Here is a 15,377-nt window from a genome sequence, read left to right on the forward strand (position 1 = left end):
TTTTTGGGTTTCCAAGCTGCGCTTCATTTGCATACTTGGAAACCTAACCACCAACTCAAGGATGATCTGATGCAAAAAATATTTGTACTGTTGTTAACTGTCTTACTCACAGCCTGCGGCGGAGGTTCTGGTTCAAGCTCTTCTGGTGAAGGAAATTCCGCTGGTTCAGAGACCGGTACCCAGTTTGATGGCCTGTTTCAATCTGGCGAAGCTGTCATGCTGGTTGATAAAGCTAATGCAGGAAAAGTACTTATCTCAGATGGCTCGGCCATTTTGTACTTTGACCGAATCTATACGTTAGCTAATGAACTGAGATTAACTGGCGTAGCTGCCATTGCTGATGGCTTCTATTTCTCAGACCCCGATCAAATCGTTAATATTTACTATGACGGTGATACTGCAACAGTTTCTACCACCATTAACAACGAGCCGTTTGTTTACTCGTTCGATCGTCAAAGCAATACGCTTGAATCACTAGATAGCCTTGTTGGTACTTTCACTGATCCTATGACGGGCGAATCTTGGTCATTGGATAGCGATGCGAACCTCACCATCAATGCTGACTGCACACTCTCCGGTAAGTTAGTTAGTGAAGTTTCTTTCTATCACACGGTTGATGTTGATGCGTCGGGCTGCTTTGATTCAGGGTTTGACGGCAGTTATGAAGGAATGGCGTTTAATGTGACGGTCGATAGCACTAAATACCTAGCCGGATTTATCTATAACGAGGCCAAAGAAGCCTATATGTGGGGCTCGGTTCCGCTTAACTAACCAAAATACAGAGCCCGCTTGATTGCGGGCTTTAACTCATCAAACTCACCGTTGTTCGTCATTCTGCCATTCCAGCTTCAAGATACGTTTTTCATGATGCGTTATCATTTTTTTTAGTTCGGTTAATACAGCCTCATGGGCCTTAACTGATCGGAATAACAGATAGCAGATGATTAACGTGGGCGGATTAACACCAATCTCGGTAAACAGTTTAAGCAGCTCTCCCACATAAACCCCCTAGCCTTTTTCCCTGCGAACCGTGTCAAACAGGCCAATAAACATAGCGGCAATGGCCGGAATTGTGCCGCCCAATTGCGCACCAGATTCACCGATTGTCACGGTTACTAAATCGCTATTACCTGTTATTAAACCTACGGCAGCACTGCCGAGTAGCATCAAGCCAGTTTTGGTACTGGACTGTTTTAAATCAATCATAACCATCCTTTTTTACGTAGAAATTTGAGTGCATAAGCGCCGATGATCACACCTGTAACGCTGAGTGCTACCGAAGTAGCTGCAGTCTTTGTCGTCATGCCAATGCGACTCCTTCCATTACGTCATTGATTGGATACTGGCGGCCGACTTCCATCCGGGCCATGGCCTGAATCAGTACGGCGGCGGTATTATCATTGGTTGCATCCAATGCCTGGTACTTGTCGTAACCCGTCCAATTCGCCACCATATTGGCGTAATGATCACTGTCATTTTCATGGCTTGGTGCGAACGTATGAATGATCTCGTTAATGGTGGTGATCCCGCGTTTCTGATAACTACGCAAGATACGCGCCGCAGCACGGAAGCCCCATTTATTCTCTTCGAAAATAACAAATCGGCCATCACTGGACACTTGGCCGCGCCAGTTGTTGTGCTTGCTGTACTCGATATTCAGTGGGTTGTTATTACGGATACCCCGTGGCATTCCGGTGGTCATATCTTCATTCATCCCTGTGTTGTTCGTTGGTTGGCGTGGCTGGCTACTTGCGGTAACCAGCCCTTTGCGGCTATTGAGCCATAACAGCACCATGGCTAGTGCTATTAGCCATTTCATAAGCGGTATCCACTATGCGTATGGTGATTGATAATCAACCAAGGTATCGAATGCGCTGGTACCGTCAGGGTTAAAGAACCCAACTTTTTGCGGGTACGATGTCAGCTTGGCGCAAAGTGCATACGTCAAACTTCCAGATGCATCAGCCATGGTCATTGTGGTTTGGTTACCGTCGATAATTTCACTCACAGCATTGGTAGTGCCTTTGTAGGTGTTGTCCCACGTATCAAGCCAACAAACTCGGAGCGTGGCATGGTTAGGACGATTGTCTGTTATCCCCGTAAAGCGATCAGTGTTCGTCGCATAACCCGCTTGTAGTTCTGTTTGGCTCACCGTATCTAACACATGAAATTCATCGTGATGACTAGAGGGCCAAACTGTCGGCAGTAACTCGGGATTTTGCTCGTCATTGAAGAAAGCAGCAGCCCAGCCAATCACCAAACCGTCAGCACCATTCCCGTAGTCTTGCTGGATGTCATAAAACGCTAATGCATAGCTTTTGTTGTTATTAAGGAGCAGCCCGTCTTTACGCAAGGTAAAATGATTTGCTTCATATCCGTTGAAGGATTCACAAAATACGACATCTTCAATGTCACCCGTTGATGGGTTCAACTCGACTAAGCCCCATTTACAAATACTGCCTAAGCGAACCGATGCAGCCACCGTGACGTATTCATTGCGCACGCCGTATTTCATATCGATGGTGGTTTTTCGTTGAGGGGTAAAGTGAGCTAATGCAACGGCTTGGTATGCGAAACCATGAAAGACCATGGCAGCTTTCACGCCTTCAGGTTCACCGACCGTCACATAGTCACGATTGAATACATTAGCTCCGCGGTGATCAACACGTACCCCGAATGAGGAGCTGTAGTTGTTGTCATAACCAACCGCTTCACCGCCCCAGCCAGCCGGAAACATGGCAGCATTAGATGCCGCCTCGTTGAATGCCGAACTATCAAATGCATTCGCTTTAGGCGCAAAGATTGCGGTAGTGTTGAACGCTGGGTAAATCGTTGGGGCAAGAAAATCACCGTTATGAATGAGGTTCACAACCGGTTCGCCGCCTAATGATTTTTCCAAAGCTGACAGCCTATCAACACCTTGTTGTAATTCATCGGCTAAGAACTCCACTTTGTTTCGTGGATTACCAACAGGCAAACGCTCTCGCACTGTTTTGTCTGTCATCGTATTACCTCGATAATTTGGATTGTGTCACCGTCTGCGCCTGAAAAGCTCAAGGCGGCGGTGGTTTCAAGTTTGAGTTGTTCACCTGCGGCCAACGCCCAACCCTCGTTAATGACTATCGGTTTAGTGTTTGCTAAGTCTGCTTTTATTAAAATGTGACAACGTGACGCACTGGCATTTATTGATGAAATACCACCCTCAATGATTAGTTTATGGGCTGAAATGCTGTCGCCACCCACGGGTTTAGTTAAAAGTGGCGTAGTTGCATAGACTCTAACCGCCTGACCACTCTCAAATTTCACCCTTGGTAGCTCTGTAACGGCAACCTGCTGTCCTTCTGATAAAGATACTGCCGGAAGTTGTGACACCGTCACTGGCTGGTTGGGCTCAAGCTGAATCTTAGGCAATTGCGATACCACTACCGCCTGCCCATCGACTAACGCCACCTGTGGCAACTGGCCGATGTTTACCTGCTGATTAGGTGACAGGGTCACCGCTGGCATTTGAGTAACAGACACTTGCTGACCGTCTGTCGGCGGGATATATCGACCAAATCCACAGATAATGGTGACTGCCCCAGCCTCACCCATATTCTCAACCGTAACGCGACCTGTTAGCTGCGGGTCGATAATCTGGGCGCCCTGCTTTAAACGATAATCTCCACGTTCAGTAGTAATCGACACCGATTCAGTACACGTCTCGACATAAAGAAACTCGCCCACGGCTTGGAATTGTGAACGCTGGCGAGGCTGCATAATTTGGTGAAAATTCATCGCTTACCCCCAAGCATCATGATCGCCATAAATGTCACCACCAAACCAACAACAATGGTCATCTGGCGGCTTGTTGCTACTTGGCCGCCATCAGAGTTCATTGATGCCAGTTCCGTTAATGCTTCTAGGTTCTCAGTGTTTTGTGCGGCTTGGCTTCCGGCTAAACCTGCGACCATTTGTAGGTTTTCATGGTGGGCTTGGCTCACTTCATCAATAGCCTTATTGCTCACCTCAGCATTAAGCTGCATGGCATCACTACCAAATTCAAGCGCACCATTTACAGCATCCCGGCCAAAATCCATGGCCTCGCTAACTGAATGAGCTCCCATATCTAACGCCGCTTTGCTCACTGCGGTATTGCTCGATAACGCAAGCTCCCCCAATTCTGCAGCTCGTTCCATAGCACCATGGTCGGTCATGGTGACATTGATATTGGAGTCGTTGACACCTGACAGCATCAAGCCGTTGTTATCACCACTCGCTGCTGCCGAACCACTGACGTTGTTGGTGTTATTGGTGGTGTTAGTTGTGGTGGTAGTCTTGTTACTACTCTTGCTCTTCCCGCCCATAATCTGCCTTAATCATCAAATATCCCTCCCCGTCCTTGCCATCTTCAAACACTGGCAAACCAATCATGCGTAAATAACGCAGTTGAGCTGGGCGCATGGTATGGCACCGGATGAATCGGCAGCCAAGCTGCCGACCATATTCAAAAAGTGCTAATGCTCCCGCTTTCAAATCCCCAGCAAAGGCTACGGCGACAAGTTCAAACTCACCATTCGGATATTGCTCAACCCTGAGTAGTGCATAGGATTCCCCAATCCGATAAATGGCTTCCCTGCCTGCCAGTACTTCCCTGTAAGCCTCTTTGGCATAATCACCCAACGCAGATTCAAGAACGGGGATCGCCTCCTTCCATGTGCATGGCTTCAAAATCATTTCTTCACCATGATGTAGAAAACGGCAACACCCGCCAGTAACAACGCCCACGTTGGAATACCGTTATTACTGCCCATATTGATTGAACCGCCTTTAAAGCCAGATTCATTGCTGGTTGAATTGCTATTGGTTGTCGTGCTGGTTGCAGTGGATGGCCCAGCCGAGCCACCTTGCAAACCGCCGCCGCCAGTTAATGACGTCATAGCTCCAAACATTACTTAACTACCCCCGCAATATTGAGTAGCCACAACAGCATCAACACAGCTACCAAGATTTTGAACGTACGGGCAAAGGATTCGCCGCTAAACAACCCGGTGACATAACCAATTGTCCCTGTCAGCAACGGCCAAAATAGAAACGGCATTACTTCCCCCTAAGCAGTACAACTAAAGCTAAAACCGCAATGCTGCCACCCATGATCATCATGGCGGTATTATTCGGCGCTATGGTGTAAATCGGTTGGCCCGTTGGTTGTTGGGCTGGCTCTTTATGTTGTGGTGTGCGGTTTTCTTCCGGTGCTGCCGAGGCCACTTTGTTGGCCTCGTTATCGAACCAAGAATTTAACCAGGCTTCGCCACCATCGCTGGCGGTATCCCAGATACCACCGAGTGTTTCACCTACCGAATCAAGTAGACTCATTGCGCCTCCTTAGCCCTTGGTCGGCAACGCGTTTACCTGTTCAACGGCTTCAATGATCACCGGTACGCTACCCACTTCTGACTTATCCAGTTCAAACGCGAGTTGGCTACGAGCGGCAGTATTCAACATGCCATCAGCACCAAAGCCGTAACGGATGAAATCGAGACTGAACCACTCTGGATTTTGCTCTTTCTTGGCCTGAGCCAAGTCATACGCGTTATCTTCTTTGGTCACGTTCATTTCTTCGAAGCTGTCACGCAGTACACGAACGCGATCCACGGACTTATCAAGGAAATGAATCCGCTTGAGGTTCAGTGCTGGACTGCGCTCGGAAAAATCAAACGGCGTGCGGCCTGTTGCCGAGGCAAACCAAGTTAGTTCGTAAATGCGTGGCATGTAGTAACGCACCGATTGTGCTGGCAGAACATGGGCACGGGCACGGATACTTGGTGCTTTGGTTTTAAGGCAAGCACAAAAAAGCCCGCTAAGGCTATAGGCTAGCGGGCTTTGAAAAATGTGATTGGTTTAAAAAATAACGCCTGCAATAAGGTGTGCCCCACCGAACTAGTTATGTAAATTTAACGAAAGAGTTCATCAATACACACGTTTTTCATTTCAAACATGCCCATAGGGTCACCTTTGTACGTATTAACCATTTGTTCAAATTCAGATCGCCTAAACCGGAAAAATAAATTTCTTGATGAATCTGATGCAAGTGTGACATGAAATGATAGAACAAATGAGTTTATATCAACCTTTGAAGAAAGAAGTTTGCTTGAAAAGTGATACGCATACTTAGCCACTTCTGATTTCATTTCATGTGGAGTTGCATTTTTAACATCGATATAAATATTGAAATGTGAACATGGATCATTATTAGCTGTAAGAAAATAGATTTTCAACTCACCATTCAAAAATTGTCGAGGATACTGATCGTCTAATTCTGTTACACCATGTTTAATCAAGTATTCTTTTAGTAATGACTTCTCTTTTATAATCTTTTCTTTTGAACTATCATACAACTCGTCTTTCTCTACAGGTTCAGAAGACTTGAACTCGACATCTGTGAAAAAGAAAAACTCAGGTACAAACTTAGTAACTTTAAACAGAGTATAAGCTAATATATTCAAGCAACTATAAAACATTGCTTGTGTTGATAGAATTAAATTAAATCCAGCATCACTTGACAGAACGTATGGATAGACAATGATTAGAAAAACAGGCGTAAGTTGAAATAAGTTTCTCAAAAAACCTCTATTATTGATATACCTAAAATAACTGCGTATTTTACCATAGTGTCTAGGAACATATTTATGCGAATTCAAAGTTGTAATATAACCTTCTTCCTTTGAATAATCTAATGTTGCCATAATGAAAAAGCCAGCATAAAAGAAATAAACAAACGAAATAAATTCAGGCGTTGTTGGAAAGAATAAAATAAAGAATGGTGCCAACGTTAAATATGAAAGTGAAAATAACAATTGCCTGCCAAAGTGTAAATACAGTACAACAAACATTCTTCTAGAATATTTAAATGAAGAAAAACCACTTTGCAATATAAATAGCATAGCGGCAAATGCTATACCTAAAAGTACACCCGAAACAGAAATTAGTGCTTTGTAAAACTCATCCGCTGCCATAGGGACAGGTGGACTTAACAACGATTCAATCAAAGCTCTCTCCATAATCAATAATTTACATAACGCTGCGTTAAGTAGTGAGCAACGCCACCACCTTACTAAACCATTACACCGTAACCACAAAACTCAACTTAAGCTGAAACGCCGAGTATTGCGAATCACTCTTAAACAGTTTGTTAGCCACGTTCTAATTCATTCACCAGATTCTGAATTCGATCAGCTTGCTCTCGAATTCGCTCATAATATTCTCTTCTAGCTGAAGGGACTCTCTGCTCAGCTTCCATTTTAAGAGCTTCAACTTCCATACCAGCGGCTTGCACCCTTAGCTCAGCTAATGAAGCTAAGTACTGCTTCTCTTGGACAGCACCTTGGCTTGCTAGCTCTTCTCTAGATGCCGCCATTTCCTCTCTTTGAAGCCTCAATTCTTCTCTTTGCAGTGACAGTTCATTACGTTGCAAATAGATTGTATAAATTAACCCTACAAAAGCTAACCCACTGAACAGGGCATTCGTGGAGCCAAATAAATCACCGAACTGACCACGAACTTCCCATGACGGAAATACGTTATAAAGTACTATCGGCCCTAAACTCCAAAAACCTAAGACACATAAAAAAAGACCTATAATTTTCAAATTACCTCCTAAGTGGCTAACGCCCTGTTAAGGGGTGAGCAACGCAATACCAAAGCCGCCGCATACCACCTTAATCACTAAATTCAACGCATAGTAAAAATGCCACGCGTTGCGAATCCCTCTTGAACAGTTTGTTATGTTACAAATGTCTTTGCATATCTCGTAGTTTCATCGCTGTAGAGCAGAACTCTCTTGCGAGCTGGCTAGTGTCGTCTGAGTATTTTATCCAATATGATTCTGGGATATCAGGGTTGTAGCGGCGAAACTCTGGAATATTAATATAATCATATCCACCGATAGCACCTGCTGACTGTTGTGAAAAGTGGCGGATGAAATTCCATGCTTGCTGCAGAAGTTGAACTCTTAAACCTTCAAGATCGGCATTATTAAAATGGTAAACGGGATCATTTTCATAATATATCAGATCATTGAAGGGCTTAATGACACAATCTGGAACATATCTTCCAAATGGCTCATCGTCAATTTTCTGTATTACATCATAAGGTAAGATATTATTTATAAAATCAAAAACTCGACGATCTTGTTCAGAATATGAGCTTATGGAGGGTGCTACTATACTTGGGTTTGCTAGCATAGCGTAAGCAAAATTCTCAGCTTGAACTTTCCACTCTTTCAGTTGTTCGACAGTATAAGTATAAAAATCAGCATCAATCAAATTACCATGATTTCTGCACATCCAAATCCCGTTATCCAAACTTTTTCTTTGTCCCGGTGTCATATTCGGATCATATCTAGGTCCATTTTCGGCTGCAGCACAAATATGTGCAGCTATTCCGTTATTAATTTTTTTCTCGAGATCTGTGTTAGAGGGACCTAGAGTAAACTGTCCACAATTGGGGAAAGAGCAACGCCAGCCTGCTCGGTCAGCTAAAGTTCTTTTCGTACCCTCAGAAAAATCATCTCTTCCTTTACTCATTTTTCCTCACTTAATTTTTGTAACATAACAGCTTTATATATTGAAATTTTCAACATATCATTTCTACATTATCATACAGGGGGAAATGTAAAGCTTTGAATTGAATCAAGTAATTGAACACTCAATTAGAGGTAATGATGAGCTTAGAGGCTTATTGTGTTACCACCGAATGTTACCAACCTTCCACTCTTTCCCGTCCTGCAGCACATACTCTAACTTTTCTAGACCAACAATTTCAGTGGCCGGTATCCCCGTCTTCTGCTGCAGGTAACGCGCACTATCATCAGCCTTTTGCATCATTACACAGGCGAACTGGCAGTTATCAATGATAGTTTTCGATACCTCTTGCCCACGTTGGAACATGTTAATGGAATGAAGGCCAAACTTGCGCCCTAGCCTCAGAATCTTGCCGTGGTAGCCCGTTGCTTTGCCTGCGGTGCTGGTATGCTCTGCCACCTCTTCACAGATCACCTTTAGTGGCTTCTTATGCTTGCCGTTCCCCATGCCCCACACCACCATGCAGAACTTGTCGAAATCCTCCTCAGTGGTTTCGTGGTTTGGGTAGTATGCAATTTTGAAACCCTGATTAGTTTTACGCCCTGCTATCAAGGCGGCGGCAAAGGCTTTCAAGCTGGCATAGCTGCGAACCTTACGCCCGGCCAATAGCCCTTCGTAATCGCCAAGCGGGTCAAAGATAGCAACTTGGTCGGTTGGTTTGATAAATAGCTTTTTGGCTGCGGAAGTTTTCCCGCAGCCAGACATACCAACCACATAGACATGATGATTACTCAGCGCATTGTTTTGGTTGATAGGTTGTAGTTTCAAGCGGCCTCCTGCTGCTGGTCATCATTGGCGGCCTGCTTCGCTTTCTTGGCAAGTTCAGCATCTTTAATCTTGAGGCTACGCACCTGCATATAGCTAGACAGGCCAAGCATCCCAATGGCAGCTATAGCCATGATTTCATCCATGTACTTAGCTAGCCATGGTGGTGGATTACCGCCGTATTTCACGATAAGCGGTGCTATCTTTTGTGCTACGTTTTCAGCTTGTTGTGGATCAAATTCAAAGTTATGGTGCACCATGGTTTTCATGGTCTGCTCGATAGTCATCAAGCCCACAAACACCATCGCGCCAGCGGCTTGCTGTTCGAGTTCTTGCTGCTGCTCTTGGGGGTCAGCGGTGGTTGGATCAAAGTCATCATCTAAGCTGTTGATGAAGTCTTTCTCATCTTGTTCATTGTGGGCTTGAATCCCTTCATTGCTATTTAGCTCGTCATCATTGGCGGCTATTTGTTCGGTTTCCATATCGACTCTCTCGGTTTGATTAGGTTAAAAGCGGGCGATCATCCCGCCTGTTAAAGCGCCAAGCACCACGCCCGCTATGACTGACTTCCAACCGGATGGTTTCGCATCCGGTTGGGGGTCTTGTTCGGGTTCGGTTTGGCTTGATGGTGGTTCGTTTTCGGTTACAGCTTGCGTGATTTCGGTTGCTAATTCGGTATCTAGCTCGGTTAATTTCGGTTCAATATTGGGCTTCGTTTCGTCTTCCGGTTCCACTACTGGTGCGGCTTTTTCGGTTTGGTGCAACGCTTCAATTGTTGGGTAATGCTGTTCAAAGCGTGACTGCCAGAATGTCCCGGTTTGCTGGTTGGTTCCGCAGTCGTCACAAATCGCATACAGGTACTTGGATCGCTTACCCCTTGCCCGGTGGATGGTGCGGACGTTGCCGCACTCACACCGATTAACCCCTTCGACTTTGTTGGCCGACGCACGAACGGGCATTGATTCAGCCATGTTTCCCCCTTTGCTCTAATTCCATCAGTTTATTGTTTACGCCTTGCATCCAGACCAGCACCAAACGGAGCGGTGACATGATTTTGCTAGCGAACGGGTTTTTCGCCGCTTTAGTAACTTCACTCTTGAGCTGGTCAGTGATTTGGTTCAGTTCTTCCATTTGTTAGCGTCCTTTACGCAGCTAATTGCTGATTTTGATACCATTCGAGATCAGCTTTAGCGGCTGACACATCGAGTTCCGTTGGTTCTTCCTTATTTGGAGCAAGTGGATCATTCAAGACAGATTTCCAGTAAGCCTGTTTGAGCAAAAAGCGTTGGTACTGTTGGCCGTACTCTTGTTTGGCTATTGCTCGGGCTTCGGAAACGTTTTGGTGGTATTCGGGATCATCATCTTTGGATTGCATGGACCATCCTCGGGCCCCTGCTGCCCAAAGCAGAAAATCATAGGCTTTGTTTTCGGCCTGTTCGCCTTCGAATGACAAACAAAAACGGTTCTTGGTGCTGGCATGAATGCCACGCGCTTTAATTTGGTTATTAATGGCTTGTTGTTGGCCTTCAAGCCGAGCAATTAAGGCGGTGAGCTTTTGGATTGCGGCCTTGGGACGTTGGGCTTTTTTCGCAATGGCTTTGACCTTAATGGCGCGTTCTTTTTGCTTTTCCAGTCTGTAAAGGCTGCGCTGTAATGGCTTTTTCCAGTGCTCCAACCGATAGCCACACTCTTTGATGATCGCGGCCATGTTATGAGCTTCGAAATTTGCCAAGCAATCCCAACTGGGAGCACGACTGCAACGGGCAATGTTATAGCGGTTGCCTTTGATTAACCCTTGGTCGGCGTTCTCACCTTTGGCGGCATAGCCAACGGCTTTTATGATGTATGAACCCGCCGCTTTCGGTTGGCGGATCCGCTCTAAATGGGCGAACCCGTTACCCCAAATACCTTCTAACCGTTCGGACCAGGCGCGAAAATATTGCTTATCCACTTTCCAATTCATGATTAAGTGAACATGCGGGTTAGCTTCGCCATCTTCATTGGCCGGACACTCGGCTACCCAGATGTAATGGAACGGGTCGGCAATACCATCGAGTTCAAACGGTTCGCCATCAGCATCAATCCCATGCCAGCCACGCTGGAACATCTTTTTGATGCCATCAAGAAAGCGCGACACTTCACGGCCAAGCGTGGTTTCACCACCAAAGATGGCATTACGTTGCTCAGGGGTGAAAGTCAGGGTTAGGAAGGTGGTAAACCCTTCTTCGCAAGCGGCAACATACGCACCCGATTCGAAAATCTTGGTTACTGCTCGTTGGGTCAGTTTTTCGGTGTAGCGTTCACCGCTTTGTGGGTCCGGTGCATCGCCCGGACGAGTTTGGGTGTGGTGCAAAATGCGGAAACTGCCCGACCATTCACGGTGCATCAAACGAACGGAAGATAAGCGCTTGTCAGCAGGCGTGTCAGGAAGATCATACAGGCGGTCATGGTTGTAGTGGGACTCGGTGCTTTCCAACGCGATATCACGGCGCTGTGCCTTGCGTAGCCTGCCCACTCGGCTGGATATATTAACCACTTTCTGGTGTGTCGGACTTTTGCGCCCTTGGACAAGCCTATTGTCTCCGTCACTTCGTGCCGCCGCTTCGCGGATGGGTTCGGCATACATTTCACGCCCTTGCTTGGCGAGTGCTTTGATATTCAGATGGTGAAGCTGGGCAAACCGATTGAGTTTTTGCTGTTCATGTTTTAACCACTCAGCAGAATTAGAACCAAAAAAACCAGCTTCATGGCTGGCAATATTCTTTTTGGTTTTGTCATGTGGCTGGACGACGCCAGCCACATACAAGAGATCGTTTATGGGGAGCATCAAAGCCCTCCCATTTCAATGACAGCCCGTCGAAACGAAACGTAGATACGGCGAAACTCAGCAGCATCATTAAGAAAGAAAGCTGATCCCTCTTTGTCACCCATTCGTTGATGATGGCGAACCATCTTCATTGAATGCTGCCATTCAACCAATGCATGTTTTGCCATGAAATCAGCGGTAACAGCTTTGTCTAATGGGATCGCAATTTCGTGTAACGGCATAGAAGAAACCGCCGCCCCCAAGTTGGGGGCTTTGGCTGCTTGCTTAGGGATTGAGGCTATTGAATTCATTTTGTACCTCCTGCCATCAAGTCGCGGTTGTATTGAAAGATAGCTAATTCCTTGAGGTACTGGCTGTGCTCCTTGGCACGTTGTTTGGTGGTTTTGAAGCCAAACTTTTTACGAAGTTGGCGAACAGTTTCGAGAGATTTTTGAGTAAGCTCTGGTTTTGGATTAACACACCCGGCCATATCTGGGCAGGGCTGATGTATTGGATTTAAAATTGGTTGTTTGACGTTTTCCATGTCTGTATCCCCATACAAGCAAGTTTTGATATGCAACAATAGGATTAGTCAATATCAAATAAACGTCAACATGGCTTCAACTGTGGTTTTAGACATTTTGTTAGCCTAAAATTTAACAAATAACGGATTTTCGTGGGTAAATGATGACATACACAAATGAATTGTTAGACATGGTCAAAAGCAAGTATGGCCTGCCCTCAGACTATAAACTTGCCCAGAAAATTGGGGTAAGCCGTTCTCGGTTGAGTAAATGGAGAAATGAACTAAACTCTATGGATTGGGAAGTTGCTTTCCAAGTCGCTGATTTACTTGAAATTGATGATCAAAAAGTAGTTTACGGACTACTAGAAGACAAATATAAAAACCCCCGCCTTATCAATGCCTTGGGTGAAGGAAGACCCGCATAACCTTACAAATCAGTGCTTTACCCTATGGTACATAATGCGCACTGAGGGTGTAAGATCTAGTTAGAAATGTCAGGTTTTAGCCAGATTGAAATGTCATGTTGTTCTAGCTTCAAAACACGCTTTCTTAGCCGTGTTTGGAGCCCTTGGATGCTATTGACTATGACTGACAATGAATTACTGAGAATCAAACTAATCCAAGACATCTGTGAGAAACGGATCACCGGTGTCGAAGCTGCCCGCTTACTTAAACTCAGTCCTCGCCAAGTTTATCGCTTGGTCAAACGCTTCATTGAATTTGGTGCTGCTGGTTTGGTTTCCTTAAAACGTGGTCAGCCTGGCAACCATCGCCATGATGAGAAATTAAAATTACAGACACTGGCCTTGCTCCATGAGCAATACGAAGATTTCGGCCCGACGTTGGCGCACGAAAAACTCTCTGAGCTTCATGATATCCATGTTTCTGTTGAAACCTTACGCCAATGGATGATCGCTGATGGTCTTTGGGTTCCCCATGCCAAACGCAAGCCACGTGTCTATCAGCCTCGTCACCGGCGAGATTGTCAGGGAGAACTGGTTCAAATCGACGGCTCCCACCATGACTGGTTTGAAGGTCGCAGCTCTAAATGCTGCTTGCTGGTTTATATTGATGATGCCACTGGCCGCCTAATGAACCTGCGCTTCAGTGAAACTGAATCAGCCTTCGATTATATGGTGGCTACCCGTGAATACCTTGAACAGCATGGTAAACCCACGGCATTTTATAGTGATCGGCATGCGGTCTTCCATGTCAGCAAACGCGATGCCCACACTGAACGCTTGACTCAGTTTGGTCGTGTACTGAATGATCTCAATATCGAGCTGATCTGTGCCAACAGCTCACAAGCCAAGGGCCGCGTTGAGCGCGCGAATAAAACGTTACAGGATCGCTTAGTCAAGGAAATGCGCCTACAAAGCATTGATACCATTGAACAAGCTAACGCATGGCTCCCCGACTTCATCGCAGATTTCAATCGCCGCTTTGCCAAGCCTCCGCGGTATCCGAAAGACATGCACCGGCCTTTGCGGGAATCGGCCGAAGAGCTGAATGATATTTTTGCCTGGCAAGAACTGAGGAAACTCTCCAAATCACTGACATTTCAATATGATAAGGTTGTCTATCTCATTGACCCAACAGAAGAAAACCAGCGATTGGTCAATCAGGTCGTCAAGGTATTAGACCGCCCGGATGGCACTAAAAAAAGCCCGCGATTGCGGGCCTTACCTTTACAATTTAACGTTACTTTTAATCAATTGCGGTCTACCTAATACCTTAAAACCACGAGATTTAAAAATTGAAATGACTCGATCGTATTCATCACCGTCATCAACTAAAAACTCTTTATTTACTGTAAAGTCATAAGCATTACTCAAGGTGATTAACTCTTTTTTCAGAACTGGTCCACGTTTCCATGTTTTCATATCGTCCTGAATCCACTGCTTCGATTTACCATGAAATGAAATATGAGTTGATAAAAACGCTTTATTTAAAGACTTAGATGTAAACGCAAATACTTGATACATAACAAAACCCCTTTACAGTATAGTGTATTATAACAATCAATTGCACTTAGATATAACTGTAAAGTTGCGATTTGCTTACTGACAATGAAAGTTATTGTTTTTCATTGTGTTAGCTGCTGCTTTCATTCTTCCATTCTAATTTCATGATTCGCTAACATTTTTTTTGTTCACTCAATACCGACTCATGGGCCTTAACTGATCGGAATAACAGATAACAGATGATCAACGTCGGCGGATTCACGCCAATCTCGGTAAACAGTTTAAGCAGCTCTCCCACACAAGCCCCCTAGCCTTTTTCCCTGCGAACCGTGTCAACAATTGCGCACCGGATTCACCGATTGTCACGGTTACTAAATCGCTATTACCTGTTAGAAACCTACGGCAGCACTGCCGAGTAACTAGCGGCAGTCTTTGCCGTTATGCCAATGATAGAAGATTGATCGCTTTGTTTTCTAACAGGCTGTAAAGTTCATTGGCCGTTCGTTCGAACTCATCTTCCAGGTATTCTACTTTGTTCCGTGGGCTACCTACGGGCAGACGTTCCTTTAATGATTTCCCTGTCATCGTGTGACCTCGATAATATGGATTGTGTCACCATCGACGCCTGAAAAGCTCAAGGCTGTGGTGGTTTCAAACCCTCGTTAATGACTATCGGTTGAGTGTTTGCTAGCCCA

Annotated in this window: 22 protein-coding genes and 2 pseudogenes; 3 read left to right on the top strand and 21 right to left on the bottom strand. The window is 45.4% G+C overall.

The genetic code is table 11. The features are described 5' to 3' along the window. Positions 1 to 69 precede the first annotated feature (69 nt). Positions 70 to 771: a hypothetical protein gene (locus L4D79_RS15175; protein WP_428652393.1), complete on the top strand. Its 702-nt coding sequence runs from the start codon at positions 70 to 72 to the stop codon at positions 769 to 771. Positions 772 to 1,008: 237 nt separating this feature from the next. On the opposite strand, the gene L4D79_RS15180 is transcribed toward L4D79_RS15175, so the two are convergent. The 20 genes and pseudogenes from L4D79_RS15180 to L4D79_RS15275 all read right to left on the bottom strand — a co-directional run bounded on the left by L4D79_RS15180 (position 1,009) and on the right by L4D79_RS15275 (position 12,736). Continuing rightward, complete coding sequence (locus L4D79_RS15180; RefSeq protein ID WP_428652394.1) at positions 1,009 to 1,206, bottom strand: hypothetical protein; 198 nt, start codon at positions 1,204 to 1,206, stop codon at positions 1,009 to 1,011. Between the two features lie 94 nt (positions 1,207 to 1,300). Then, positions 1,301 to 1,819, bottom strand: a complete 519-nt coding sequence (locus L4D79_RS15185; protein ID WP_428652395.1) for a virion protein — start codon at positions 1,817 to 1,819, stop codon at positions 1,301 to 1,303. A 12-nt stretch (positions 1,820 to 1,831) separates the two neighbouring features. Beyond that, a complete protein-coding gene (locus L4D79_RS15190) occupies positions 1,832 to 3,004 on the bottom strand; it encodes a hypothetical protein (protein WP_428652396.1) in 1,173 nt (390 codons plus the stop codon). Further along, positions 3,001 to 3,777, bottom strand: coding sequence for a hypothetical protein (locus L4D79_RS15195; protein WP_428652397.1), 777 nt, complete (start codon positions 3,775 to 3,777; stop codon positions 3,001 to 3,003). The genes L4D79_RS15190 and L4D79_RS15195 overlap by 4 nt, the downstream gene beginning before the upstream one ends. After that, positions 3,774 to 4,346, bottom strand: coding sequence for a chemotaxis protein (locus L4D79_RS15200; RefSeq protein ID WP_428652398.1), 573 nt, complete (start codon positions 4,344 to 4,346; stop codon positions 3,774 to 3,776). The genes L4D79_RS15195 and L4D79_RS15200 overlap by 4 nt, the downstream gene beginning before the upstream one ends. Then, entirely contained in the window at positions 4,324 to 4,716 is a 393-nt protein-coding gene (locus tag L4D79_RS15205; RefSeq protein ID WP_428652399.1) for a hypothetical protein, read from the bottom strand. Before L4D79_RS15205 ends, L4D79_RS15200 begins: the two co-directional genes overlap by 23 nt. Next, the gene (locus tag L4D79_RS15210) at positions 4,713 to 4,919 is read right to left on the bottom strand and encodes a hypothetical protein (protein WP_428652400.1); all 207 of its coding nucleotides are present in this window, start codon (positions 4,917 to 4,919) and stop codon (positions 4,713 to 4,715) included. The genes L4D79_RS15205 and L4D79_RS15210 overlap by 4 nt, the downstream gene beginning before the upstream one ends. 11 nt (positions 4,920 to 4,930) lie before the next feature. Next, complete coding sequence (locus L4D79_RS15215; RefSeq protein WP_428652401.1) at positions 4,931 to 5,080, bottom strand: hypothetical protein; 150 nt, start codon at positions 5,078 to 5,080, stop codon at positions 4,931 to 4,933. Then, positions 5,080 to 5,355 (bottom strand): hypothetical protein, encoded by a 276-nt coding sequence (locus L4D79_RS15220; protein ID WP_428652402.1) that lies wholly within the window; start codon positions 5,353 to 5,355, stop codon positions 5,080 to 5,082. The genes L4D79_RS15215 and L4D79_RS15220 overlap by 1 nt, the downstream gene beginning before the upstream one ends. A gap of 9 nt (positions 5,356 to 5,364) precedes the next feature. Then, a pseudogene (locus L4D79_RS15225) lies at positions 5,365 to 5,811 on the bottom strand (major capsid protein P2); the annotation flags it as partial. 122 nt (positions 5,812 to 5,933) lie between these two features. Then, on the bottom strand, positions 5,934 to 7,028 hold the full coding sequence (locus L4D79_RS15230) for a hypothetical protein (protein ID WP_428652403.1): 1,095 nt from the start codon (positions 7,026 to 7,028) through the stop codon (positions 5,934 to 5,936). Between the two features lie 143 nt (positions 7,029 to 7,171). After that, positions 7,172 to 7,627 carry a hypothetical protein gene (locus L4D79_RS15235; RefSeq protein WP_428652404.1) on the bottom strand — a complete coding sequence of 152 codons (456 nt, stop codon included), beginning with the start codon at positions 7,625 to 7,627 and terminating at the stop codon, positions 7,172 to 7,174. Between the two features lie 139 nt (positions 7,628 to 7,766). Beyond that, positions 7,767 to 8,564: a hypothetical protein gene (locus L4D79_RS15240; protein ID WP_428652405.1), complete on the bottom strand. Its 798-nt coding sequence runs from the start codon at positions 8,562 to 8,564 to the stop codon at positions 7,767 to 7,769. Between the two features lie 159 nt (positions 8,565 to 8,723). After that, positions 8,724 to 9,326, bottom strand: a complete 603-nt coding sequence (locus L4D79_RS15245) for an ATP-binding protein (RefSeq protein WP_428652611.1) — start codon at positions 9,324 to 9,326, stop codon at positions 8,724 to 8,726. 59 nt (positions 9,327 to 9,385) lie between these two features. Beyond that, entirely contained in the window at positions 9,386 to 9,868 is a 483-nt protein-coding gene (locus tag L4D79_RS15250) for a hypothetical protein (protein ID WP_428652406.1), read from the bottom strand. Positions 9,869 to 9,892: 24 nt separating this feature from the next. Next, positions 9,893 to 10,357, bottom strand: a complete 465-nt coding sequence (locus tag L4D79_RS15255) for a hypothetical protein (RefSeq protein ID WP_428652407.1) — start codon at positions 10,355 to 10,357, stop codon at positions 9,893 to 9,895. Further along, positions 10,350 to 10,517 (bottom strand): hypothetical protein, encoded by a 168-nt coding sequence (locus L4D79_RS15260; protein ID WP_428652408.1) that lies wholly within the window; start codon positions 10,515 to 10,517, stop codon positions 10,350 to 10,352. Before L4D79_RS15260 ends, L4D79_RS15255 begins: the two co-directional genes overlap by 8 nt. Positions 10,518 to 10,530: 13 nt before the next feature. Beyond that, positions 10,531 to 12,213, bottom strand: coding sequence for a rolling circle replication-associated protein (locus tag L4D79_RS15265; RefSeq protein ID WP_428652409.1), 1,683 nt, complete (start codon positions 12,211 to 12,213; stop codon positions 10,531 to 10,533). Further along, positions 12,213 to 12,503, bottom strand: coding sequence for a hypothetical protein (locus L4D79_RS15270; protein WP_428652410.1), 291 nt, complete (start codon positions 12,501 to 12,503; stop codon positions 12,213 to 12,215). The genes L4D79_RS15265 and L4D79_RS15270 overlap by 1 nt, the downstream gene beginning before the upstream one ends. Further along, a complete protein-coding gene (locus tag L4D79_RS15275) occupies positions 12,500 to 12,736 on the bottom strand; it encodes a hypothetical protein (RefSeq protein WP_428652411.1) in 237 nt (78 codons plus the stop codon). Before L4D79_RS15275 ends, L4D79_RS15270 begins: the two co-directional genes overlap by 4 nt. Before the next feature lie 143 nt (positions 12,737 to 12,879). On the opposite strand from L4D79_RS15275, the gene L4D79_RS15280 reads away from it, so the two are divergent. Both L4D79_RS15280 and L4D79_RS15285 read left to right on the top strand, forming a co-directional pair. Further along, entirely contained in the window at positions 12,880 to 13,143 is a 264-nt protein-coding gene (locus L4D79_RS15280; protein WP_428652612.1) for a transcriptional regulator, read from the top strand. Between the two features lie 159 nt (positions 13,144 to 13,302). Next, positions 13,303 to 14,376: pseudogene (locus tag L4D79_RS15285) on the top strand (ISNCY family transposase); the annotation flags it as partial. A gap of 30 nt (positions 14,377 to 14,406) precedes the next feature. Here the strand turns inward: L4D79_RS15285 and L4D79_RS15290 are convergent. Continuing rightward, positions 14,407 to 14,703, bottom strand: a complete 297-nt coding sequence (locus tag L4D79_RS15290) for a hypothetical protein (protein ID WP_428652412.1) — start codon at positions 14,701 to 14,703, stop codon at positions 14,407 to 14,409. Between the last annotated feature and the right edge of the window lie 674 nt (positions 14,704 to 15,377).

Source organism: Photobacterium satsumensis, assembly GCF_050336935.1.
GTDB classification, from domain to species: Bacteria; Pseudomonadota; Gammaproteobacteria; order Enterobacterales; family Vibrionaceae; genus Photobacterium; species Photobacterium satsumensis.